Here is a 21561-nt window from a genome sequence, read left to right as displayed (position 1 = left end):
AAGAAGACGGTTCACAACTTGCAATGGGTGCCTTGATCAGGTGTCGGTGGGGTCAGGTGTCGGGGTCAGGCGTCGGTGTTCCGGGGCCACGCCAGCCGCTGAAACTCGCGCTGCAGGCGGGAGAGCGTGGCGTCGCCAGAGCCGGGGCGCGCATAGCGCTGGGCTTCGAGCTGAAGCAGCCATTGTGCAAGCCGCGCGGCGGCACCGGCGTCCACGGTGTCATTTTTCCAGCGCTGTTGCACGCGCAGGGCCAGTTCGCGCGGTGGGGTGTGGTCGGTACTCTCCAGGCCGAGCTTGTGCAGCCGGTCGCGGGCGCGCCGCAGCAGGCGCAGCCAGGGGTCGTGTTGCTGGCGCTCCCACAGCGTCCACGCCGCGCCAAGCAGGCTCACCGCCATCACCACGCCGATGAGCACATAGGCCAGGTCGGTCCAGCTGGGGGAGCTGAAGCCCAGGTTTTTCAGCAGGTCGAGCTGGCGGCCCTGGGTGTAGTTCAGCACCCACTGGTTCCAGCTGTTGTTCACGGCTTCCCAGGCGGCGCGCAGCTGCGCGGCGAGGTTGGGGTTGAGGTTGCCGATGGCGCCGGCCAGCGCGCCCTGGGGTGCACGCAGGCGTTCGAACGAGCCGATGCGCCCGGGCGCCACGGCAGAAGTGGGGTCGACGCGCACCCAGCCCTGGCCTTGCAACCAGACCTCGGCCCAGGCGTGGGCGTCGCGCTGGCGCACGGTCCAGTAGCCGTCCACACCGTTGATTTCGCCACCCTGGTAGCCGGTGACGATGCGCGCGGGGATGTCGAGCGCGCGCATGAGGATGACGAAGCTGCTGGCAATGTGTTCGCAGAAGCCTTCGCGCTTGTCGAACCAGAATTCGTCGGCGGTGTTCTGGCCGTACAGGCCGGGGTCCAGCGTGTAGCTGTAGCCACCGGTGCGCAGGCGGTTCATCACAGCGTCGATGAGCCGGGGGTTGGCCTCGGGGCCAGTGCCGTGTTCGCGCCGCAGCGCTTGCGCCAGCGCCAGGGTGCGCGGGTTGAAGCCGCCGGGCAGTGCAATCTGGTCTTGCAGGGCCACCACCTGGCTTTGTGGACCGTAGCGGAACGTGGGATAGCTCTCGGCGCTGTAACGCACCAGCGTGTTGATCGGGCGCTGCGTGAACCACTGCAGCTCGTTGCTCATGCGCACCGCGTTGTCGGGCACCTCGGGGCCTTGCGGGGTGGCTTCCAGCACGAACAGCCAGGGCCGGCGGTTGGGCTCCATGGTCACCTGGTAGCGCACGGGCTCGCCCGAGACGCGCAGGTCGGTGGGCAAGGCCATGGACTGCGAGAAACCCGAGCGCAGCGCGCGCCATTCGACGCCGTCGAAATCGCTGAGCACCGGGCCGCGAAAGTACAGCTGGCCCTGCGGTGGCGGGCGGCCTTCAAAACGCACCCGCAAGGCAATGTCGTCGTCGAGCACCAGCTGGGCGATCTGGCCCACTTTCATGGAGCCCGAGAGGCCGCTGCGCCCGGTTTCGTCTTGCCCCGGCATGCCCCAGAGCGGCGACAGGCGCGGGAACAGCAGGAACAGCACCAGCATGATGGGCGCACCCATGAGCGCCATGCCCCCGGCAATGCGCGCGGCCTGCGACAGTGGCGGGCGGCCCACGGGCATGTGGGCATTGACCAGCGCGGTGAGCAGGCCCAGCAGCGCCACCAGAATGCCCGCGGCCGTGAGCAGCGACTGCGAATAGAAGAAGTGGGTGAGCAGCGTGAAGAAGGCGAGGAAGAACACCACGAAGGCGTCGCGCCGCGCGCGCATCTCCAGCGTCTTGAGCGCGAGCAGCACCACCACCAGCGTCACGCCCGCGTCGCGCCCGATCAGGGTGCTGTGGGTCATGAAGGTGGCTGCCAGCGTGAGCACGAGCAGGCCCACGCGCACCGGCCAGCCGGGCAGGGGCAGACCGCGCAGCGCGAGCGTGGTGCGCCACACCAGCACGAGGGCGGTGAGCGCCGTGCACCACCAGGGCGTGTGGCCGACCTGCATGAACGCCACCCAGCCGATGACGGCGAGCAGAAAGAGCGTGTCGCGCGTGTCCCGAGGTAGTGAGGCCCCCACGCTCCACCGCTGCGCGGGTCGCTGCCCCCCGGGGGGGCTGATCCGCCTTGGGGCGGCCCGGCGGCGGATCGGCTCGTCTCCGTCACCCGATATTGGCGTGTTCAACATATGGCCAACGCCTCCAGGCAGCGTGCGCGGTGGGCCGAGCCCTGATCGGGTGGTATCTCGCGGCCGGGAACGCGCAGGCCGAAGTCGAGCCCCTGGCGGTCGGCCATGAGCACCCAGGCCGTCAAGCGCGACAGCCGCGCTTCCAGGCCCGCGCCGCCGCACTGCGCGTGGTCCAGCCAGAGCTGCTGGCGCTGGTGCGACAAGGCGTCGCGGCTGACGAGATCGTCACGCCCGCTTGAGAACGCCTGCGCCGCCTTGCGCCACACCACGGCCTTGAGCGGATCACCCCGGCGGTAGGCGCGCACGCCGTCGAACTCACCGGTGCTCTGCACGCGCGCCGCGCCCGAGCTGCCGGCCTGCGGCTCGCCCGGGGGTAGCGGTGGCGGATGGCTTTCGGGCTCGGGGTAGACGAGCACACCCGAGGCCGGGCGCCACACGGTCCACACGCGAAAGGTGCCGAGCGGAAACAGGGTTTGCGCGCTCAGCGGCGGCAGCGGGTGCAGGCCGCGTTCGGGCGACGGAAAGCTCACCTTCAGCTGGGCGCTGCCTTGTGCGGGCACGTCGGTCCAGGCCAGCGGGGCGTGCGTGGGGTCGGCACCGATCACGCCCATGCCGATACCGTAGCGCGTGTGCTTGCGTTCGCTGGACAGGCGCACGGTCAGCGTCACCGCCTGGCCGGCGTGCACCGGCTCGGGCGGCGTGAGCAGCAGCGTGATGCCGCGCAGGTTGCTGTGGCACACATGCATGCCGACCACCGCGCTGCCGGCCAGCAGGAAGGTGAGCAAGTAGCCGAGGTTGAGCTGGTAGTTGATGCTGGCCACCAGCAGCAGCAGCAAGGTGAAAGCCAGCATCCAGCCCGGGCGGGTGGGCAGGATGTAGACGTTGCGCTGGGTCAGGGTGAGCGTGTCGGACTTGGGCAGGCGGTTGTGCCACCAGGTCTGGAGGTGGGCGCGTATGTATCGCAAGGGGTGCCTCCAACCCAGAGCACCGCGGAACTGGCTTTGCCAGGCCGCAGGAGCTGCCCCCGGGGGGAGGCGCCGAAGGCGCTTCGGGGGGTGTTCATTCGTCACGGGAGGGGTATGGCTTCCAGCATGGCGCGGACCTGCTCCACCGGTCCGCGCCCCGCATCACGCACCGGAATCAGCCGGTGCGCCACGGTCTGCGGCAGGATGGCGGCGATGTCGTCGGGCGCCACGTAGTCGCGTCCGCTCAAGTAAGCCTGTGCCTTGGCCGAGCGCACCACGGCGAGCGCGGCGCGCGGCGACAGGCCTTGCGCAAACCACTGCCCGTTGCGCGTGGCGGCCACCAGGTCTTGCAGGTACTCCAGCACGGGCTCGGCGGTGTGCACCTGGCTCACCGTGTGCTGCAGGGCCGCGAGGTCGGCAGGGGTCAAGGCGGCGGAGAGTTTGTCGAGCATGTCGCGACGGTCCTGGCCGCGCAGCAGTTCGCGCTCGGCCGCGCGGTCGGGGTAGCCGATGGACAGGCGCATGTGGAAACGGTCGAGCTGCGATTCGGGCAGCGCGTAGGTGCCCAGCTGGTCGTGCGGGTTCTGCGTGGCGATCACAAAGAAGGGTTCGGGCAGTGCGCGTGTTTCGCCTTCCACCGTCACCTGCTTTTCTTCCATGGCTTCGAGCAGGGCACTCTGGGTCTTGGGGCTGGCGCGGTTGATCTCGTCGGCCAGCAGCACCTGGGCAAACACCGGCCCAGGATGGAACACAAACGCTTCGCGGCCACGCTCGTAGATCGACACGCCCACGAGATCGCTGGGCATGAGGTCGGCGGTGAATTGCACGCGCGAAAACTGCAGGCCGAACGAGCGCGCCAGTGCGTGCGCCAGGGTGGTTTTGCCGACGCCAGGCACGTCTTCGATCAGGAGGTGTCCACCGGCCAGCAAGCAGGCCACGCAGTCGGAAACTTGCTGGGATTTGCCCACGATCACCGTGTTAAGCTGATTCAGCAACTGTTGGATTTTTGTGTCGGCTTGCATGCCGCGAACCTTACCGTAAAACCGCCATGGGACAGGCCACCGGGTATTTCACCCACAAGGATTGTTGGAGGCACGAAATGGGCGCCGGTCACCCGGAATGCCCTGAGCGTCTGGACGCGATCGAAGACCGTTTGCTCATGAGCGGGCTCGACGTGGCGCTGGAGCGCCGCGAGGCCACCGCCGCCTCCATGGCCGACCTCGAACTCGCGCACGGCCGCATGCACCTGGCGTCGCTGCGCGGCCTGAGCGACAACCTGCGCGACGAGATCAAGGCCGGCGGCCCGAGCCACGCGCAAGTCGACCCCGACACCTCCATCAACATCCACAGCTGGGACGCGATCCTCATGGCAGCGGGCGCCGCCATCGACGCCACCGACGCGGTGATGGCTGGCGAAATGCACAACGCCTTTTGCGCCGTGCGCCCACCCGGCCACCACGCCACGCGCAACCAGGCCATGGGCTTCTGTTTCGTGAACAACGTGGCCGTGGCCGCCAAGTACGCACTGGAGCGGCACGGTTTGAAACGCGTGGCCATCATCGACTTCGACGTGCACCACGGCAACGGCACCGAGGACATCGTCGCGGGCGACGAGCGCATCCTCATGTGCAGCTTCTACCAGCACCCGTTCTATCCGCTGTGTGAACACGCCACCGCGGCCAACCTGGTCAATGTTCCGGTGCCGGCCTACACCAAGGGCATGGACATCCGCGAGCTGATCGACATGACCTGGATGCCCCGGCTCGATGCCCACAAGCCGCAGATGATCTTCATCAGCGCGGGCTTCGACGCCCACCGTGAAGACGACATGGCACAGTTGGGCCTGGTGGAGCAGGACTACGCGTGGATGACGATGCGGGTGAAGGAAGTCGCGCAGCGCCACGCCGAGGGCCGCATCGTGAGCTGCCTCGAAGGCGGATACGCCCTGAGCGCGCTGGGGCGCAGCGTGGAAGCGCACTTGCGGGTGCTGGCCGACGTTTGAACCTGTGCGGCGGACGGGCGTCCGATAATGTTCTGATGACCCACCCCGCATCTTCTCCATCCCCAACGGCCGACGGCGCAGTGCTGCTGCACACCTGCGATGCGCGCGGCGTGCACACCCTCACCCTCAACACCCCGCGCAGCTTCAATGTGCTGTCCGAAGCCATGCTTGCCGCGCTGCAGGCGGCACTGGATGCGGTGGCCGCTGACCCGCAGGCGCGGCTGGCGGTGATCGGCGCCAACGGCAAGGCTTTCTGCGCCGGGCACGACCTCAAGGAAATGCGGGCGCACCCCGAGCTGGCGTATTACCAGGCGCTGTTTGCGCGCTGCTCGCGCCTGATGCTCGCCATCCGCAAGCTGGAGGTGCCGGTGATTGCGCGCGTTCACGGACTGGCCACTGCCGCGGGCTGCCAGTTGGTGGCGCAGTGCGATCTGGCCGTGGCCAGCGAGAACGCTAGCTTCGGTGTGAACGGCATCGACGTGGGCCTGTTCTGTGCCACACCGGGCGTGGCCTTGTCGCGCAACATCCTGCCCAAGCAGGCCATGGAGATGCTGCTCACGGGTGACTTCATCTCCGCCGACGAGGCTTGTACCCGGGGCCTCGTCAACCGGGTTGTTGCCACCGACGCGCTGGACGCGGAAGTGGCCGCGCTGGTGGATCGCATCCTCGCCAAACCGCCCGAGGCCATCGCCATGGGCAAGGCACTGTTCTACCGCCAGCTGGAGACCGGCATCGAGTCGGCCTACCAGCTCGCCGGGCAGACCATGGCCTGCAACATGGCGCACGACGTGGCGCAAGAAGGCGTACAGGCCTTCATCGACAAACGCGCGCCGAGCTGGCGCGCCTGAACTCTCAACCTGTTTTCTTCCCATGGCCACCACCCCTACCACCGCCCCGAAGCCCATCGACGACTTCAGTCTCTGGCTGTCGGCCTTCGCGCAGCCCACCGTTCTGACCGAACTGGGCGCACTGGCGGTGTGCATTGCGCTGGCGCTCGGCATCACCTGGCTGCTGCGTCGCGCGCTGCGCATGCAGGACGAGAAGACGTCGGTTCTGTTTGGCCGGAATCTCATTGATGGCGTGATGTTTCCGCTGCTGCTGCTCACGCTGGCCTATGTGGCGCGTGCCTGGCTGGCGGCCGTCCTGCCGTTGGCGGCTTTCAAGGTCGCCATTCCCGTGCTGGTGTCGCTGGTGGTGATCCGGGTGGGTGTGAAGGTGCTGCAGGTGGCCTTTGCCACCGCACCGTGGGTGCGTGTGCTTGAGCGCACCATTTCCTGGGTGGCGTGGCTGGCCATGGTGCTGTGGGTCAGCGGACTGCTGCCGGTGGTGCTGGCCGAGATGGACCAGATCACCTGGAAGATCGGCGCCACCACGCTGAGCCTGCGCACCATGATCGAAGGCATCCTCACCGCCGGTGCGGTGTTGATTCTTTCGCTGTGGGTGTCCTCGGCCATCGAGACGCGCCTGCTGCGCAAGGCGGTGGGGGGTGACCTGTCGCTGCGCAAGGCGGTGAGCAATGCCACGCGCGCGCTGCTGATGTTCTTCGGTCTGATCATCGCGCTGTCGGCTGTGGGCATCGACCTCACGGCACTGTCGGTGCTGGGTGGCGCCATCGGCGTGGGCATCGGCTTTGGCCTGCAGAAGCTGGCGTCCAACTATGTGAGCGGGTTCGTGATCCTGGCCGAGCGGAGCATGCGCATCGGCGACAACGTGCGGGTGGACAACTTCGAAGGCATCATCACCGACATCAACGCTCGCTACACCGTGATCCGATCCACCACGGGACGCGAGTCCATCGTGCCCAACGAGCTGTTGATCATCAACCGGGTGGAGAACCTCTCGCTGGCCGACGACCGGCTGTGGCAGTCCACCGTGGTTTCGGTGGGCTACGAGAGCGATGTGGAACAGGTGATGGAGTTGCTCAGGGAAGCTGCTCTGACCCAGGACCGCGTGCTCAAGGACCCGGGGCCATCGGTGGCCTTGTCCAACTTCGGCGCCGACGGCCTGGAGTTCACCCTGGGCTACTGGATTGCCGATCCGGAAAACGGCACCCTCAACATCCGATCGCTGATCAACCGCAAGGTGCTGCAGGCTTTGCGCGAAAACCAGATCCAGATTCCCTACCCGCAGCGCGTGCTGCACATCAAGCCACCGCCCGGTGGACTTGACGCAGCCGCTTCAGCGGTTCATGAATCCCGGTAGCCAGAGGGAAATGGCAGGGAAGGCGATCAGGATGGCCAGGCGCACGATGTCGGCCATGACGAACGGCCAGACGCCCTGGAAGATGTGTTTGAGCTTGACCAGCGGCAGCAGCGAGTTCATGACGAAGAGGTTCATGCCCACCGGCGGCGAGATCATGCCGATCTCCACAATGGTCACGATCAGAATGCCGAACCACACCGGGTCGAAGCCCAGGCCGGTGATCACTGGAAAGAACACGGGGATGGTCAGCAGCACCATCGACAATTCTTCCATCACCAGTCCCAGGGCGATGTAGATCGTCATCATCACGACCACCACCATGATGGGGTGCGGACTGAACTGCAGCAGGAAGTCACGCAGGTCACCCGGCATGCTGGTGAAGTTGATGAAGCTGGTGAAGACCATCGCACCGATCAGGATGGTGAAGAGCATGGCCGTGGTGCGGGTGCTCTCGACCAGGATGTCGAGCAGGATGCGTGGCGTGAGCGCACCGCGGAACAGTGCAAAGAAGAAGGCCCCGGCCGCGCCCACGCCCGCGCCCTCGGTGGCGGTGAACACGCCGCCGTAAATGCCGCCGATCACCAGCGCGAACAGCATGCCCACACCCCAGATGCCGCGCACCGCAGCCATCCGCTGCGCCCAGGTGAAGCGCTCGGCGGGTGGGCCGGCAAGCGGGTCGCGCCACGTGATGTACACCACCGCGAGGCACAGGCAGATGATCGCGACCAGACCGGGCAGGATGCCGGCGATGAACAGCTTGCCGATGTCGGTCTCGGTGATGATCCCGTAGATGACGAGGATGGTGGACGGCGGGATCAGGATGCCCAGCGTGCCGCCCGACGCAATGGCGCCGGTGGCCAGCGTGTCCTTGTAGCCGTGGCGTTTCATCTCGGGGTAGGCCACGCGCGTCATGGTGGCGGCGGTGGCGATCGACGAACCACAGATGGAGCCGAAGCCGCCCGAGGCGATGATGCTGGCCATGGCCAGCCCGCCCTTGCGGTGGCCCACGAAGGCGTTGGCCGCGGTGTAGAGCTCGCGCGCCATGCCGGCGCGGGCGACGAGGTTGCCCATGAGGATGAACAGCGGGATCACCGACAGCACATAGGCGAAGCCGGTCTCGAAAATCACCTGGCTGGTGCTGGCAAATGCCGGCTGCCAGCCGCGCATGAGGCCCAGACCCACCACACCGGCGATGGCCATGGCCAGCGCCAGGGGAATGCGCAGGAAGGCCATCGCGAAGACGGCCAGGAAACCCAGTGCCGCCTCGGTCATGGCGTGGCTCCGTCCAGATCGGCGGGCAGCTCGGCGGGCGGTGGGTGGTGGGGCGACGGCACGGGCACCACAACAAACACGAACAGCAGATGCACGGCCGCCGTGGTGGCCAGGAAGAGCGCCATCATCCAGGCCACGGGCGCGATGGAGACCTGCAGGTAGACGGTGGTGTCGCCATATTCGGCAAAACGGTCGGCGCGTGTGCTCATGAGGTAGGCGAGGAAGCCAAAGCCAGCCGCGCAGATCAGGTTGACGAGGCGCGACTGGATGCTGCGCACCCAGTCGGGCAGGAAGGTGTCGAGCGAGTCGAACACCACGTGTTCATTGCGCCACGACACCATGGGCAGCGCACCGAAGATCACGATGACCATGAGAATCTCGGTGATCTCCAGGCCGCCGGGCACCGAATGGTCGAAGAAGCGCCGACCGGTCACGTCCACCAGTGTGAGCCACATGATGGCAAACAGGGCCATGGCGGCCATGAGTCCGGTGGACCAGCGCAACCCGCGATCAATCGTCTTGAGCATGATGAATCTTGATGTGAAAAGGCCGGCTGTGCATTCTGCTCAGCCGGCCCGGCAAGGCCACGTGGGTGGCACGAAAGTTACTTCACCTTGGCGATCTCTGCGCGGAATTCGCTCAGCACAGCCTTGGGATTCTGCAGTCCCTTGACCTGGGCGCTGGCCGCCCACTTGGTCTCCAGGTAGTCCTGCTTGTCCATCACGGCTTTCACGAATGCCTTGTCGGCGGTGATGCGTGCGACGCCCTGGCCTTTCTGCATTTCGCGGCTGGCCGCGTCCACCTTGTCCCAGCCTCCACCGAACAGGCGTGCGGCCGGCTCACCCGAGAGTTTGTCGACCACAGCCTTGTCCTGCGCCGACAGGGCGTTGTACTTGGCCGGGTTCATCATGAAGACGAAGCTGGTGTTGTACAGGCCACCGGGGAAGTCGGTGGCGAACTTGATCATGCTGAGCTTGAACGAGGCGATCGATTCGTCTGGGAAAAAGGTGCCGTCCATCACCCCGGTGGAGAGCAATTCGAACGACTCGGGCGCGGCCTTGAGCGTGGTGTTCCAGCCCATGGCCTTGGAGAGTTCATTGATGTTGCCGCCGCCGATGCGGAACTTCAGGCTCGCGGCCTCGGCGGCCGAGGTCACCGGCTTTTTGCTGTTGAAGATCACGCCCGGGCCGTGGGTGAACACCGCCAGCACCTTCACGCCGCGGTGCTCGCCCAGGGGGGCGAAATACTTGCTGTAGACGCGCTGGTAAGCGACCGAGGTGGCCACGGCGTTGTTGCCGAGAAACGGAAACTCGGCCACCTGGGTGTTGATGAAGCGACCGGGGGTGTAGCCGTCCACCGTATACGAGATGTCGGCCAGGCCGTCGCGCACGGCATCAAATGTGCCGGGTGCCGCCACCACGCCCTTGGGCAGGATGTTGCATTTCATGCGGCCAGTGCTCTCCTTCTCCAGCATGTCGCACCAGGTCTTCTGCGAAGTGCTCAGCGTGTGGCTGGGCGGCAGCCAGCTGGAGACGGTGAAGACCGTCTGCGCCGACACCAAGCCGCTGGCCAGCAGGGTGGACGTCAAGGCGAGGGAAACCAGGGTGCGTGAGGGCATGCGAAAACTCCTGTACCGGCAAATTAAATGGTTACTCAACATAAATAAAAACGCAAAAGAAATATAGGCCAGATCCCTCATTCGGCGTCTCATGGCTTACCCGAATTCACCGACTAAGCGGTCGGTGAATTCGCCGCGGCAGTCGCTTGCCAGGGGCAGGAAATTAGGGCTTTGTGGGTGCGGATCGTTCTTCTATAATCTTCAAAAAGCACGACCGTTCGTTTTTTTGCCGGTCCTGATTTGTCCCTTGCCTGACCGTCCTCGATAGGGGGTGGGGCATACAATCCTCGGGTTGACGTGCACGTCAATTCGTGACGCCATTTTTCCAATCATCAGGAGCAACCCAATATGAAGGTCATCGTCCCCGTCAAACGCGTGGTGGATTACAACGTCAAGGTGCGCGTGAAGAGCGACGGCAGTGGTGTGGACATCGCCAACGTCAAGATGAGCATGAACCCGTTTGACGAAATCGCGGTGGAAGAGGCGGTTCGCCTGAAGGAGAAGGGTGTGGTCACCGAAGTGATCGCCGTCTCCTGTGGTGTCACGCAGTGCCAGGAAACCCTGCGCACCGCCATGGCCATCGGCGCGGACCGCGCCATCCTGGTGGAAACCACCGTCGAATTGCAGCCCCTGGCCGTGGCCAAGCTCTTGAAGGCCCTGTTGGACAAGGAACAGCCGGGTCTCATCATCCTGGGCAAGCAGGCGATTGATGACGACTGCAACCAGACCGGCCAGATGCTGGCCGCTTTGGCTGGCCTGCCGCAGGCCACGTTTGCTTCCAAGGTGGAAGTGGCCGACGGAAAAGCCACCGTGACCCGCGAAGTCGACGGTGGTCTTGAAACCCTCTCCATCACGCTACCAGCCGTCATCACGACCGACCTGCGCCTGAACGAGCCGCGTTACGTGACGCTGCCCAACATCATGAAGGCGAAGAAGAAGCAGCTGGACATCGTCAAGCCCGAAGACCTTGGCGTGGACGTGACGCCGCGCATCAAGACCCTGAAGGTCAGCGAGCCGCCCAAGCGCGGCGCGGGCATCAAGGTGGCCGATGTGGCCGCGCTCGTCGACAAACTGAAAAATGAAGCCAAAGTGATCTGAGGAACCGACACATGACCGCACTCGTTATTGCCGAACACGACAACGCCAGCCTCAAGGGAGCGACCTTCAACACCGTGGCCGCTGCCGCCCAATGTGGCGGTGAGGTGCACGTGCTCATCGCCGGGCACAACGCCGGTGCAGCCGCCGCCGCCGCCGCGCAGATCGCGGGCGTGGCCAAGGTGATCCACGCCGACGCGCCGGGCTTCGAACACGGCCTGGCCGAGAACGTGGCCGCGCAGGTGCTGGCCATCGCGGCCAACTACAGCCACATCCTGTTCCCGGCCACCGCCAGTGGCAAGAACGTCGCGCCCCGCGTGGCCGCCGCACTCGACGTGGCCCAGCTCTCCGACATCACCAAGGTGATTGCCGCCGACACCTTCGAGCGCCCGATCTACGCCGGCAACGCGATCGCCACCGTGCAGGGCCTGGACGCCACGCACGTGATCACCGTGCGCACCACCGGCTTTGATCCGGTGGCGGCCACCGGCGGCAGCGCGGCCATCGAAACCGCCACAGCATCGGCCGACGACGGTAAAAGCAAATTCATGGGCAGCGAGATCGCCAAGAGCGACCGCCCCGAGCTCACGGCGGCCAAGATCATCGTCTCGGGTGGTCGCGCGCTGGGCAGCGCCGAGAAGTTCAACGAGGTGATGACGCCGCTGGCCGACAAGCTCGGTGCCGCGCTGGGCGCCAGCCGCGCCGCGGTGGACGCGGGTTACGCGCCCAACGACTGGCAGGTGGGCCAGACCGGCAAGATCGTGGCACCGCAGCTCTACATCGCCGCCGGCATCTCGGGTGCCATCCAGCACCTGGCCGGCATGAAGGACAGCAAGGTGATCGTGGCGATCAACAAGGACCCCGAGGCGCCGATCTTCTCGGTCGCCGACTACGGCCTGGAGGCCGACCTCTTCGAGGCTGTGCCTGAATTGATCAAGGCGCTCTGAGCCCTCTGAACAACACAAGGGCATCGTTCGCGATGCCCTTGTCGTATCTGCATCCCTGAATTCCGTGGAGACAAGACCATGAGCTACACCGCCCCCCTCAAAGACATGCTGTTCGACATCGAACACCTGGCGCGCATCGACCAGGTCGCGCAGATGCCGGGCTTCGAAGACGCCGGCCTCGAGACCGCGCAAGCCGTGCTCGAGGAGTGCGCCAAGCTCAACGAAGGCGTGATCGCACCACTGAACTTTGAAGGCGACAAGAACCCGTCGTCGTTCAAGGACGGCGTCGTCACCACCACGCCTGGTTTCAAGGACGCCTTCAAGCAGTACGCCGAAGGCGGCTGGCAGGGCCTGCAGCACCCGGTGGACTTTGGTGGCCAGGGCCTGCCCAAGACCATCGGCGCGGCCTGCGGTGAAATCCTCAACAGCGCCAACATGAGCTTCGCGCTGTGCCCGCTGTTGACCGATGGTGCCATCGAGGCGCTGATCACCGCGGGCAGCGACGATCTCAAAGCCATCTACCTGGAGAAGCTGGTGAGTGGCCAGTGGACCGGCACCATGAACCTCACCGAGCCACAGGCCGGCTCGGACCTGGCGGCCGTGCGCAGCCGCGCCGAACCGCAGCCCGACGGCAGCTACAAGGTGTTCGGCACCAAGATCTTCATCACCTACGGTGAGCACGACATGGCCGAGAACATCGTGCACCTGGTGCTGGCGCGGGTGACCGGCGCGCCCGAGGGCGTGAAGGGCATCAGCCTGTTCGTGGTGCCGAAGTTCATGGTGGGCAAAGACGGCGCGCTGGGCGCGCGCAACGACGTGCACTGCGTGAGCATCGAACACAAGATGGGCATCAAGGCCAGCCCCACCGCCGTGCTGCAGTACGGCGACCACGGCGGCGCCGTGGGCTACATCGTGGGCCAGGAAAACCGCGGCCTGGAGTACATGTTCATCATGATGAACGCCGCGCGTTACGCCGTGGGCGTGCAGGGCATCGCCGTCGCAGAGCGCGCCTACCAGAAGGCCGTGGGCTATGCGAAGGACCGCGTGCAGAGCCGCCCGGTCGATGGAACGCTCTCCGCGGCCGCGCCCATCATTCACCACCCCGATGTGAAGCGCATGCTCATGACCATGCGCGCGTTCACCGAAGGCTGCCGCGCCATGGCCGCTGTGGCTGCAGCCGCGTACGACGCCGCGCATCACCACCCCGATGCCGACACGCGCAAGCAGAACGCCGCCTTCTACGAATTCCTGGTGCCCTTGGTCAAGGGCTACAGCACCGAGATGAGCCTGGAAGTCACCAGCCTGGGCGTGCAGGTGCACGGTGGCATGGGTTTCATCGAAGAAACCGGCGCGGCGCAGTACTACCGCGACGCCAAGATCCTCACCATCTACGAAGGCACCACGGCCATCCAGGCCAACGACCTCGTGGGCCGCAAGACCGCACGCGACGGCGGCACCGGTGCCAAGGCGATTGCCGCGCAAATCGAGAAGACCGAAGTGGAACTCGCGAAGCGCGAGAGCGCCAACGCCAAGGCCGTGCACAAACGCCTGAAGGCCGCGCGCGAGGCCTTTGTGGACGTGGTCGAGTTCATCGCCGCCAACACCCGCAGCAATCCCAACGCTGCGTTTGCCGGCAGCGTGCCTTACCTGATGCTCGCCGGCAACCTCATGGCGGGTTGGCAACTCGCGCGCTCACTGATGGTGGCCGAAGACCTGTCAGCCAAGGGACAGGACACGGCCTTCATGCAGGCCAAGATCACCACCGCGCGCTTTTACGCCGACCACATCCTCAGCCGCGCACCGGGCGTGCGCGACAGCATCGTGGACGGCGCCGAGGCCGTGACCGCACTGGCCATCGAATCGTTCTGATCTGCCCCCATCACCCGGAGACAACATGACCGCACCCGCCCGCAGCTTGCCGCCCGTTCTCAAGAACATCAAGTTTCCCGTGATCGGCTCGCCGCTGTTCATCATCAGCAACCCCAAGCTTGTCATCGCCCAGTGCAAGGCCGGCGTGGTGGGTGCGATGCCCGCGCTCAACGCCCGCCCGGCCGCGCAGCTCGACGAGTGGCTGGCCGAGATCACCGAGGCGCTGGCCGCGCACGACCAGGCGAACCCGGACAACAAGGCCGCGCCGTTCGCCATCAACCAGATCGTGCACAAGAGCAACGACCGGCTGGAGCACGACATGCAGCTGTGCGCCAAGTACAAGGTGCCGATCATCATCACCAGCCTGGGCGCGCGCGAAGACGTGAACCAAGGCGTGCACAGCTGGGGCGGCGTGGTGCTGCACGACGTGATCAACAACGTGTTCGCGCACAAGGCGATCGAGAAGGGTGCCGATGGCCTGATTCCCGTGGCGGCCGGTGCCGGTGGCCACGCCAGCGTGAAGAGCCCGTTTGCCATGGTGCAGGAAATCCGTGAGTGGTTTGGTGGCCCGATCGCGCTCTCGGGCGCCATCGCCTCGGGCGGTGCTGTCCTGGCCGCACAGGCCATGGGCGCCGACTTTGCCTACATCGGCTCGGCCTTCATCGCCACCGAGGAAGCCCGTGCGGTGGACGGCTACAAGGAGATGATCACCCAGTCGAACTCGGACGACATCGTCTACAGCAACTTCTACACCGGCATCCACGGCAACTACCTCAAGGGCAGCATCCAGAAAGCCGGCATGGACCCGGACAACCTGCCGCAAAGCGACCCGAGCAAGATGAACTTCGCCACGGGTGAAGGCGCCAACGCCGCCAAAGCCTGGAAAGACATCTGGGGCTGCGGCCAGGGCATCGGCGCCATCCGCGAGGTGGTCCCCGCAGCCGATCTGGTGGCGCGCTTCAAGCGCGAATACGCGGAAGCCAAAGCGCGCATCTGCGCAGGCTGATCAGGCCTCTTCGCTGACAAAAAAAGGCCGGCTTGAAGAGCCGGCTTTTTTGCGTCTGCGGAGCAGTCTTCGTCAGGACTACCGTTCGCCTCTCAACCAGGCACCGAAGCTGCTGAGGGCTTCGCCAATGGCCGCCCCCGGCGTCTGCGCGTACTGCACGCCGCCCACGTCCGAGATCTGTGCCACCGAGCCACTGCTCTGCCACTCGGCGTACATCCAGTCCTCCCCCACACGCGTGAGGCCGTCGGGGACGGCGGGAGCCTGCGCCACCGGCGTGCCCTTGAGCGCAGCACCCATGTAGTCGATCCAGATCGGCAGCGCGATGCGCCCGCCAGACTCACCACCACCCAGGCTGCGTGGCTTGTCGTAGCCCACCCACACGGCGGTGGCCAGGCTGGGCTGGTAGCCGGCGAACCAGGCGTCGACGGCGTCGTTGGTGGTGCCGGTCTTGCCGTACACGTCGGAGCGCTTGAGCGTGGCCTGCGCACGCGCGGCCGTGCCGCTGCGCGTCACTTCGTTGAGCAGGCTGGACATCACGAAGGCGTTGCGCGCGGGAATCGCGCGGTTGGCCTCGGTCAGTGGCTCGGGTGGTGGCGCTTCAAACAGAACCAAGCCCCGCGCATCGGTGATTTTCTCCACCACCACCGGCGCCACCTTCCAGCCGCCGTTGGCCACCGTGGCATAGGCCTGCGCCATCTGCAGCGGCGTGACACTGCCCGTGCCCAGGGCCAGCGTGAGGTCGTTGGGCTGGCGCGCGGGGTCCAGGCCGAAGCGGGCGGTCCAGTCGCGCGCGACCTGGGTGCCGGTGTGTTGCAGCACGCGCACGCTGGCGATGTTGCTGGACCTGGCCAGTGCTTCACGCAGCGTGATCGGGCCGGCGTACTGCCCATTGCTGTTGGTGGGGCTCCAGCCATTGGCGGCGGTGAAGGGCAGGTCGTCGACCAGCGTGCCCGGCATCACGCGGGCTTCGAGCGCGGCCGAGTACAGCAGCGGCTTGAGCGCCGAGCCCGGCTGGCGCCAGCCCTGGGTGACGTGGTTGAACGGCTGACGGGTGAAGTCAAACCCGCCCACCAGCGCGCGCACGCGGCCTGTCTGGCTGTCCATGGCCACCAGCGCGGCTTCGGCTTCGGGCCATTGTGAGATGGCCCAGGCCGGCGTGCCCTTCACCTTGCCCGCGCTCACCACCCTCACGATGGCGCCACGCACGATCTTCAACGGTGCCTTGGCTTTGGGGTCCAGGCCTTTTTGCGCCCAGCGCAGCCCCTGGCCCTGCAAGGTGATGCGCTCACCGCTGGCCAGTTGCACCTGCATGGCCTTGGGGCTGGCCGCGAGCACGATGCCCACGCGCAAGGTTTCGTCGTCGCGGTGGTCCTTCAAGGCCTCGGCGGCCGCGCGCTCCACGTCTGCGCCATTGCCCGACGGGAGTGCCTCAAGGTCTTCCGGTCCACGCCACGGGCCGCGCCGGTCGAAGGCCAGCACACCGCGCTGCACGGCGGCATACGCCGCGCGCTGGTCGGCTGCGCGCAACGAGGTGGTGACGCGCAGGCCATTGGAATAGGCCTCGGTCCCGAAGCGCTCCACCACCGCGCGACGTGCCATTTCGGCCACGTGGGCGGCGTGCACGCTGCGCAAGCCGGGCGTGCGCAGGACGAGCTTTTCAGCACGCGCGGCGGCCAGTTGCGCGTCGGTGATCGAATCGGTGGCGCGCATGCGCTCCAGCACCACGCGCTGGCGCTGCGTGGCGCGTGCGAAGTTGGCCACCGGGTTCGCGTAGTAGGGGTTTTGCGGCAGGCCGGCGAGCATGGCGGTTTCGCCAAGCGAGAGCTTGTCCAGCGGTTTGCCGAAATAGGTTTGTGACGCGGCGGCGAAGCCGTAGGCACGCTGGCCCAGGAAAATCTCGTTGAGGTAGATCTCCAGGATGCGGTCTTTGGACAGTTCGTCTTCCAGTTTCAGGGCCAGCCAGATTTCCTTGGCCTTGCGCTCGGCAGAGAACTCGCGTGTGAGCAGCATGGTGCGCACCAACTGCTGCGTGATGGTCGACGCACCCTGTTTGCGCCCACCGGTCACGGCCGCCACCAGCGCGCGCGCCATGCCCCGGGGGTCCACGCCGTTGTGTTCGCGAAACCGCGCGTCTTCCACCGACAGCACCGCGTCCTGCAGCAGCTTCGGCGTGCGCGACAGCGGCAGGTACTCGCGCCGTTCGGTGCCGAACTGCGCGATCTCCACGCCATCGGTGGTGAACACCTGCAAGGGCAGCTTGGGCTGGTAGTTGACGATGCTGTCCAGCGGAGGCAGATCGAAGGTCGAGGCCTGCAGGGCAGGGGCCACGAAGGCGGCGGGCGCCATGGCCAGGGTGAGCGTGGTGCGACGAAGGAAAAGCATGAGCATGGGGTGAGATTGTCCCGGATCGGTGCGCCGTGCATGTGCAGGCTGTGCGTGAGGGTGGTAACCACCTGTGTCTGACCCCACGGGTAAGATGGCCAGCCGCCCCTGGCCCACCTGTGAAATCGCCCATGCGCAAGCGCATTCTGTTGCTGGAAGACGAACAAGCCATCGCGGACACCTTGCTCTATGCACTGCAGAGCGAGGGCTTCGAGGTGCAGCATGTGCGCCTGGCTGGCCATGCGCTGGAGGCGTTCCGCGCGCAGGCGCCAGACCTCGCCATTCTCGACGTGGGCGTGCCCGACGGCAACGGCTTCGATGTCTGCCGCGCCATTCGCAAGACCAGCGAAATGCCCATCGTGTTCCTCACCGCGCGCCATGAAGAGATCGATCGCGTGCTCGGTCTTGAGCTGGGGGCAGACGACTACGTGGTCAAGCCGTTTTCACCGCGCGAGGTGTGCGCGCGGGTGCGCGCGATCCTGCGGCGCAGCGCAGCGCCGCCAGTGGCGGCTTCGCCTGAGCAGGCGTCTCGGGGCCCGCTGTTGCAGCTCGATGAAGCCGCGCAGCGCATCCGCTGTGGCGGCGAGTGGCTCGTGCTCACGCGCTACGAATTCCAGCTGCTCGCCACCCTGCTGCGCCGGCCTGAGCGCATCTTCTCGCGCGTCGAGCTGATGGATCTGGTCTGGGGTGGTGCGCTGGACACATCGGACCGCACGGTGGACGCGCACGTGAAGCTGCTGCGCGCCAAGCTGCGCGCGCTTGGCGTGGGGGCCGAGCTGATCCAGACCCACCGCAACATGGGCTATTCGATCCGCGCGGTGGACTGAGCCATGCGCATCGGTCTGCGGCTGCTGCTGGGGTTTTTCCTCGTCCTGGGCGTGGCCCTGGTGGTGGTGCTCAACGTGTTCCTGCAAGAGGTCAAGCCCGGCACGCGCCTGGCCATGGAAGACAGCCTGATCGACGCAGCCCATGCGTTTGCCCAGCTGGCCGCCGCCGACATGAAGGCCGGCACCATCGCCACCGGCGGCTTCGCGCGGGCGCTGCACGCTTATTCGGGCGCGCAGCCCGGCGCCAGCATCTGGGGCTTTCAGAAGAACAGCGTCGACTACCGCATCACCATCACCGACGCGCAAGGCATCGTGCGCTTCGACACGCGGCAAGAGGCCGTGGGGCAGGATTTTTCGCGCTGGAACGACGTGCTGCGCACGCTGCGCGGCGAGTACGGCGCACGCTCCAGTCTGGCCAATCCGAACGATCCGAACAGCACGGTGATGCACGTGGCCGCGCCCATCCGCGATGGCGATCGCATCATCGGCGCGCTCACCGTGTCCCGGCCCAACCGCAGCCTGGAGCCCTACATCGAACGCAGCCAGCAACGCATCCTGCGTTGGTCGTGGGCGCTGCTGGGGCTGTCGCTGTTGATGGGTGTTCTGCTCAGTTGGTGGATGGCGAGCTCGCTCTCGCGCCTGCGGGGTTATGCCAACGCGGTGGCCGGCGGCGAGCGGGTGGCGCTGCCGCGCTTCGGGCGCCTGAGTGGCAACACCGAGTTCAACGATCTGGCGCAGGCCGTGGAGCGCATGCGCGTGAAGCTCGAAGACAAGGCGTACGTGGAGAACTACGTGCACACGCTCACGCACGAACTCAAGAGCCCGCTGGCCGCGATCCGGGGCGCAGCCGAACTGCTGGAGGAAGACCTGCCCGGGCCGGAGCGCCAGCGCTTCGCCGGCAACATCCAGCGCCAGACCGAGCGCCTGCGCCAGCTGATCGACAAGCTGCTGCGCCTGGCCGATGTGGAGCAGATGCGCTCACTGAGCAAGCTTGAGCCCGTCGACCTGAGCGCACTCACACGCGAGCTGCTGCAGCGCGCCGAGCCCCGCCTGCGCCTGAAGGGATTGCGTGTGCGCGACGAGCTGGGGGAAGGCCAGATGGTGCGCGGCGATCCGTTCCTGCTCGGTCAGGCGCTGCAGAACCTGCTGGACAACGCGATCGACTTTTCGCCGGAGCAGGGCGAGCTGTGGCTGCGGCTGACCAACGACGGTGGTGCGCTCGTGTGGTCGGTGCGCGACCAGGGTCCGGGTGTGCCCGACTATGCGCAGGCGCACATCTTCGAGCGCTTTTACTCGTTGCCCCGCGGCGAGGCGCAAGAGAAGAGCTCGGGCCTGGGCCTGTGTCTGGTGAAGGAAGTGAGCGACCTGCACCACGGAGACATCCAGGTCGGCAACGTGAGCGATCCGCCCGGTTGCCTGGCGCGTTGGCGCCTGCCGCTCTGAGCCGTTTCACATTCACTGCACAAAACGCCGTGGCACTGCACGGCCGCTGCACACCCGCTTGAGAGACTGGCGCGGTCCCCACCATGGAGCCCGCCTTGAACAAATACCCGTTGCTGAGCAAGTTGCTCGTGATCTTCTCCTTGATGCTGTTGCTGTCGATCCCGTTGTTGATGGTGTTCGACACGATCCAGGAGCGCAGCGCCTACCGCGCCGAGGCCGCCACCGCGGTGGCGCGTGCCCACGCTGGTGCCCAGATCGTCACCGGTCCGGTGCTGTACGTGCCCTATACAGAGACGTTCACGCGCACCGTGCCGGTGGAGGGTGGGCGCGGCGAGACGCGCGAGGAGCGGGTCACGCAGGCCCACGTGGCCTTGCGGTTTCCCACCCGCCTGGACACGCGCAGCCAGCTGGAGACACAAACCCGCTGGCGCGGCATCTTCCCGGTCACGGTCTACACCAGCACCCACCAGAGCACCGGGCGCTTCGTGTGGAGCGGTGTGGAGCCGTTGGAGAAGAACGGCCAGATCACCCTCGGGCAACCGCGCATGATCCTGGGCGTGAGCGATCTGCGCGGCCTGCTCAGCGCACCCCAGCTCACGGTGGCGGGCCAAGCCTTGACCATGGCGCCATCACCCGCGGCGCAGAAACTGCCGCTGCCCCTGGCCGCTTCGGTGAATGTGGCGCTGCTCAAGCCCGGCGCCGCATTCGACTTCGCCCTCAACGTGGAGCTCGCCGGCACCGGCCGCATCGGCTGGGTGCCGCTGGCCGACGAGAACAGCGTGAGCCTGCGATCCAGCTGGCCTCATCCCAATTTCGGCGGGGACTTCTTGCCGCGCACACGCAACGTGAGCGACCAGGGGTTTGACGCCACCTGGAGCGTGCCTTCGCTGTCGACCCAGGCGCAGCAGCAGTTTGTGCAGCAGGGCGAGCGGCGCTCCGCACCCGACAGCTTCTCCGTGGCGCTGGACAACCCGGTGGACGTGTACCGCCTGACCGAGCGCGCCACCAAGTACGCGCTGATGTTCATCGTGCTCACCTTCGCCGCGTTCTTCGTGCTGGAGATGGTCAAGCGCTGGCGCATCCACCCCATGCAGTACCTCATGATCGGCGCGGCGCTGGTGCTGTTCTTCCTGTTGCTGCTATCGCTCTCCGAGCACCTCGATTTCGCCTGGGCGTATGGGCTGGCGAGTGCGGCCTGCATTGGCCTGCTGACGCACTACCTGCGTCATGTGCTGGGTGGCTGGCGGCCCGCTCTGGGCATGAGCGCCATGCTGGTGGCGCTGTACGGCGTGCTCTACGGCATCCTGGTCTCGGAGGACAACGCCTTGATGATGGGTTCGCTGCTGCTCTTCGGCGTGCTCGCGGCCATCATGGTGGTCACCCGCAAGGTGGACTGGTACAGCGTGATGGGCACAGCGCCGCAGACTACCCGGCAGCAGCCTCAGTAGCCTTCGATGGCGAACAGCGTGCCGGTGGAGGCGCGCTGGCGGATCTGGATCAGGCGCTGGTACTCGGGCGAGGTGTAGAAGGCCTGCAGGTGCGCCATGTCGGGGAACTCCAGAATCACCTGGCGGTGCGGCACGCCGCTGCCTTCGAGCACGCTGACCGCGCCGCCGCGCACCAGGTATCGCCCACCGTGGGCGGCGATCAGCGCAGGCACCTCGCGGCGGTATTCCTCGTAGAGGGCGGGGTCGGTGATTTCAACATTGCCGTAGATGTAGGCGGGCATGGGGTCTCC

18 protein-coding genes are annotated in these 21561 nt (G+C 66.3%); 10 read left to right on the top strand and 8 right to left on the bottom strand.

Translation table 11 applies throughout. From position 1 onward, the window contains the following. Positions 1-65: 65 nt before the first annotated feature. The 3 genes from ASE11_RS20920 to ASE11_RS20910 all read right to left on the bottom strand — a co-directional run bounded on the left by ASE11_RS20920 (position 66) and on the right by ASE11_RS20910 (position 4182). Positions 66-2087, bottom strand: a complete 2022-nt coding sequence (locus ASE11_RS20920) for a transglutaminaseTgpA domain-containing protein (protein ID WP_056276137.1) — start codon at positions 2085-2087, stop codon at positions 66-68. Positions 2088-2188: 101 nt separating this feature from the next. Continuing rightward, positions 2189-3160 (bottom strand): DUF58 domain-containing protein, encoded by a 972-nt coding sequence (locus ASE11_RS20915; RefSeq protein WP_235501378.1) that lies wholly within the window; start codon positions 3158-3160, stop codon positions 2189-2191. 101 nt (positions 3161-3261) lie between these two features. Continuing rightward, positions 3262-4182, bottom strand: a complete 921-nt coding sequence (locus tag ASE11_RS20910; protein ID WP_056276132.1) for an AAA family ATPase — start codon at positions 4180-4182, stop codon at positions 3262-3264. A 26-nt stretch (positions 4183-4208) separates the two neighbouring features. Between ASE11_RS20910 and ASE11_RS20905 the strand changes: the two genes are divergently transcribed. The 3 genes from ASE11_RS20905 to ASE11_RS20895 are packed head-to-tail and all read left to right on the top strand — an operon-like array spanning position 4209 to position 7364. Further along, entirely contained in the window at positions 4209-5162 is a 954-nt protein-coding gene (locus ASE11_RS20905) for a histone deacetylase family protein (protein WP_056276130.1), read from the top strand. A gap of 35 nt (positions 5163-5197) precedes the next feature. Further along, a complete protein-coding gene (locus tag ASE11_RS20900) occupies positions 5198-6010 on the top strand; it encodes an enoyl-CoA hydratase (protein ID WP_056276126.1) in 813 nt (270 codons plus the stop codon). Positions 6011-6032: 22 nt separating this feature from the next. Continuing rightward, positions 6033-7364, top strand: a complete 1332-nt coding sequence (locus ASE11_RS20895) for a mechanosensitive ion channel family protein (RefSeq protein ID WP_056276122.1) — start codon at positions 6033-6035, stop codon at positions 7362-7364. Here the strand turns inward: ASE11_RS20895 and ASE11_RS20890 are convergent. The 3 genes from ASE11_RS20890 to ASE11_RS20880 all read right to left on the bottom strand — a co-directional run bounded on the left by ASE11_RS20890 (position 7341) and on the right by ASE11_RS20880 (position 10254). Then, complete coding sequence (locus tag ASE11_RS20890) at positions 7341-8636, bottom strand: TRAP transporter large permease (protein ID WP_056276119.1); 1296 nt, start codon at positions 8634-8636, stop codon at positions 7341-7343. The two genes, ASE11_RS20895 and ASE11_RS20890, sit on opposite strands and share 24 nt — an antisense overlap. Next, complete coding sequence (locus ASE11_RS20885; protein WP_056276116.1) at positions 8633-9163, bottom strand: TRAP transporter small permease; 531 nt, start codon at positions 9161-9163, stop codon at positions 8633-8635. The genes ASE11_RS20890 and ASE11_RS20885 overlap by 4 nt, the downstream gene beginning before the upstream one ends. A 77-nt stretch (positions 9164-9240) precedes the next feature. Beyond that, positions 9241-10254 carry a TRAP transporter substrate-binding protein gene (locus ASE11_RS20880; RefSeq protein WP_056276114.1) on the bottom strand — a complete coding sequence of 338 codons (1014 nt, stop codon included), beginning with the start codon at positions 10252-10254 and terminating at the stop codon, positions 9241-9243. Between the two features lie 348 nt (positions 10255-10602). Between ASE11_RS20880 and ASE11_RS20875 the strand changes: the two genes are divergently transcribed. From ASE11_RS20875 to ASE11_RS20860, 4 genes are all read left to right on the top strand, one after another. Continuing rightward, on the top strand, positions 10603-11352 hold the full coding sequence (locus tag ASE11_RS20875; RefSeq protein ID WP_056276112.1) for an electron transfer flavoprotein subunit beta/FixA family protein: 750 nt from the start codon (positions 10603-10605) through the stop codon (positions 11350-11352). Between the two features lie 11 nt (positions 11353-11363). After that, entirely contained in the window at positions 11364-12296 is a 933-nt protein-coding gene (locus tag ASE11_RS20870) for an electron transfer flavoprotein subunit alpha/FixB family protein (protein WP_056276110.1), read from the top strand. A gap of 78 nt (positions 12297-12374) precedes the next feature. Continuing rightward, positions 12375-14165, top strand: coding sequence for an acyl-CoA dehydrogenase (locus ASE11_RS20865; protein WP_056276107.1), 1791 nt, complete (start codon positions 12375-12377; stop codon positions 14163-14165). 25 nt (positions 14166-14190) lie between these two features. Further along, positions 14191-15171: an NAD(P)H-dependent flavin oxidoreductase gene (locus ASE11_RS20860; protein WP_056276106.1), complete on the top strand. Its 981-nt coding sequence runs from the start codon at positions 14191-14193 to the stop codon at positions 15169-15171. Positions 15172-15249: 78 nt separating this feature from the next. Here ASE11_RS20860 and ASE11_RS20855 read toward each other — a convergent pair whose 3' ends face one another. Then, the gene (locus tag ASE11_RS20855) at positions 15250-17559 is read right to left on the bottom strand and encodes a penicillin-binding protein 1A (RefSeq protein WP_056276104.1); all 2310 of its coding nucleotides are present in this window, start codon (positions 17557-17559) and stop codon (positions 15250-15252) included. Positions 17560-17684: 125 nt separating this feature from the next. Between ASE11_RS20855 and creB the strand changes: the two genes are divergently transcribed. From creB to creD, 3 genes are all read left to right on the top strand, one after another. Then, positions 17685-18380, top strand: coding sequence for a two-component system response regulator CreB (gene creB / locus ASE11_RS20850; RefSeq protein WP_082585905.1), 696 nt, complete (start codon positions 17685-17687; stop codon positions 18378-18380). A 3-nt stretch (positions 18381-18383) separates the two neighbouring features. Continuing rightward, entirely contained in the window at positions 18384-19823 is a 1440-nt protein-coding gene (gene creC / locus ASE11_RS20845) for a two-component system sensor histidine kinase CreC (RefSeq protein ID WP_056276103.1), read from the top strand. A 95-nt stretch (positions 19824-19918) separates the two neighbouring features. Continuing rightward, positions 19919-21271 (top strand): cell envelope integrity protein CreD, encoded by a 1353-nt coding sequence (gene creD / locus ASE11_RS20840; RefSeq protein ID WP_162258078.1) that lies wholly within the window; start codon positions 19919-19921, stop codon positions 21269-21271. Here creD and ASE11_RS20835 read toward each other — a convergent pair. After that, complete coding sequence (locus tag ASE11_RS20835; protein WP_056276101.1) at positions 21265-21552, bottom strand: DUF1330 domain-containing protein; 288 nt, start codon at positions 21550-21552, stop codon at positions 21265-21267. The two genes, creD and ASE11_RS20835, sit on opposite strands and share 7 nt — an antisense overlap. Positions 21553-21561: the final 9 nt, after the last annotated feature.

The sequence above is a fragment of the Hydrogenophaga sp. Root209 genome, from assembly GCF_001428625.1.
Taxonomy (GTDB): Bacteria; Pseudomonadota; Gammaproteobacteria; order Burkholderiales; family Burkholderiaceae_C; genus Hydrogenophaga.
The sequence above is the reverse complement of the archived record's forward strand: the minus strand, read 5'-3'. Positions and strand labels throughout refer to the sequence as shown.